The sequence below is a fragment of the Mesorhizobium sp. M7A.F.Ca.CA.003.01.2.1 genome (genome assembly GCF_003998945.1).
Lineage (GTDB): Bacteria > Pseudomonadota > Alphaproteobacteria > Rhizobiales > Rhizobiaceae > Mesorhizobium > Mesorhizobium ciceri.
Genome location: NZ_RZRA01000913.1, coordinates 1 through 2,253 on the forward strand (window position 1 = coordinate 1; position 2,253 = coordinate 2,253).

At 60.9% G+C, this 2,253-nt stretch carries 2 protein-coding genes and 1 pseudogene; all 3 read left to right on the forward strand.

The genetic code is table 11. The annotated features are described in order from the left end of the window. Positions 1-99 (forward strand): annotated as a pseudogene (locus tag EN969_RS36795) (anti-sigma factor); the annotation flags it as partial. Between the two features lie 310 nt (positions 100-409). Beyond that, positions 410-1,516 (forward strand): peptidase C39 family protein, encoded by a 1,107-nt coding sequence (locus EN969_RS27575; RefSeq protein ID WP_013532575.1) that lies wholly within the window; start codon positions 410-412, stop codon positions 1,514-1,516. Further along, the coding region (locus EN969_RS27580) for a RimK-like ATPgrasp N-terminal domain-containing protein (RefSeq protein ID WP_206525243.1) at positions 1,513-2,253 on the forward strand (741 nt) is incomplete at its 3' end. The genes EN969_RS27575 and EN969_RS27580, both read left to right, overlap by 4 nt.

A 2,253-nucleotide genomic window follows, 5' to 3' on the forward strand; every position in this document is an offset into this window, starting at 1 on the left:
GGCTATGGCTGCGCCGTCGTCGGCTCCTTGCCGCGCGAGCGGCTGAACGAGGTCGCCAGGAACGCCTACACGCAACTTGTAAACGGGCTGGCAAGCTGAACGGCACCGCTTTTGCCGGTGCCGTCGATCCGCGAATGCCGATCTGGCCGAAGGACCTTTTGCGCCCGTCGGATCGGCGTCGGATTTGTCACAATTCGGCCCTAATCGAGGTGCGATAGCGCTTGATGAATGCCGTCGCATCGCCCCGAAAATCGGAAACGGTTTTTGGAAAAACGAGGCGAAGATTCAAGGTGGTGGAGCGGACTTCGTGCGCCCAGGTGGACGCCGGTTTTCCCAACGCCCTGGTTGGCGTCAAGGACGTGTTCGAGTAGGGCCATTTCCACCACCAATCGAGGTTTTCTGAAGCCGCATGCCTGCCGAGATCCGCACGGCCCGCGCGTCTGACGTCGATGATCTCGCCGCCATCGAGAAAGCTGTTTTCTCAAGCGACCGTATTTCCCGCCGCTCCTTCCGACTGTTCATCGAGCGTGAAACCGCCGAGACGCTGGTCGCCGAAGTCGACGGCCGCGTGGCCGGTTATGCGATCGTGCTGTTTCGCAAAGGCAGCGGCGTGGCGCGCCTCTACTCGATTGCGACCAGTCCGTTTTTCGGCGGGCTGGGTGTCGGCCGCATCCTGCTCGGATCCGCCGAAGATGCCGCCTTCGAGCACGACCGCATGATGCTGCGTCTCGAAGTTCGCGAAGACAACAGCCGCGCGATCCGCATCTACGAACGGGCCGGTTATCGCAAGATCGGGCGTGAGCCCGGCTACTATGAGGATGGCGAAACGGCACTTCGCTACGAAAAAACCTTGCGTGGCGACATTCCGATCGCCACCAAGGTGCCGTTCTACCCGCAGACCTGTGAATTCACCTGCGGTCCGTGCTGCCTGATGATGGCGATGGCCAATTTCGATCGCGGCTTCGTGCCGGATCCGGTCATGGAAATCCGCCTGTGGCGTGAAGCGACGACCGTCTTCATGATGTCGGGTCCCGGGGGTTGCGAGCCGTTCGGCCTCGCTGTCTCGGGCTATGAGAGCGGGCTCGCGGTGGAGATCTACGTCTCCTTCTATGGCGCGCTGTTCCTGCAATCGGTGCGCAGCGAGGACAAGCGCAGGGTAATGGAACTGGCCCAGGTCGACTTTCGCCGACGCGCGGAACTTTACGGCATCCCGGTGAATTACCGTGCATTCACAATCGACGATATCCGCGCTGCGATCGCTGGGGGAAAGCTGGTGCTGGTGCTGATCAGCGGCTTCCTGATGTTCGGCAAGAAGGTGCCGCACTGGGTGCTGGCGATCGGCGATGACGGCGACCATATCCTGATCCACGACCCTTGGGTCGAGGATGAAAGGCAGGAGACCATCCTTGATGCAGCCAACATTCCCGTGCCTTACGGCATCTTCATGAACATGGCGCAGTTCGGTCGCGATGGACTGCGGGCCGCCATCACTCTGGGAAAGCGTGACAGACAATGACCTGGGTCATCCTTACCGGCAGGCAGAGCGATCTCGACCAGGTGGCGACACCGCACAAGATCATCACCAATCGCGACTATCTCGCGCATCCGTCATTGTTTCGCGGCCAGCGGCCGAAGGTCATCAACCTGTCGAACAATTACGCCTACCAGAGCCGCGGCTACTATGCCTCGCTGCTGGCAAGCTCGCGCGGCCACAAGGTGATCCCGACCGTCGAGACGATGATCGACCTGTCGGAACGCAAGCTCTATGAGCACGCGCTGCCGGAACTGGAACTGGCGCTCAACAAATGCCGCAAGGATCTTGGTGGCGCCTTTCCGCAAAAGGTCTGCATCTTCTTCGGCATCGGGCCGTCAAAAATCTGGGACCGTTTCGCCAAGCTGTTGTTCGATTGGTTCCGCGCACCGGCGCTCGAAGTCCACATCAAGGACAGCGCCGAATGGGCCTCGATCCGCAAGATCGGCTTCCATCCGCTGGCGCGGATGACCGAGGACGAGGAAAAAAGCTTCATACAGTGCCTGGAAACCTACACCAACCGGGAGTGGCGCGACACCAAGGGCCGCACGCCGGCGCGCTATACCTTCGCCACGCTGGTCGACCCGCATGAGGAATTGCCGCCCTCGGAGATCTCGTCGCTGCGCTATTGGGCCAAGATCGCCGAGAAGATGGGCGTCGAAATCGAGCCGATCACCAAGCGGGACCTGGCCAAGCTCGCCAATTACGACGCGCTGTTCATC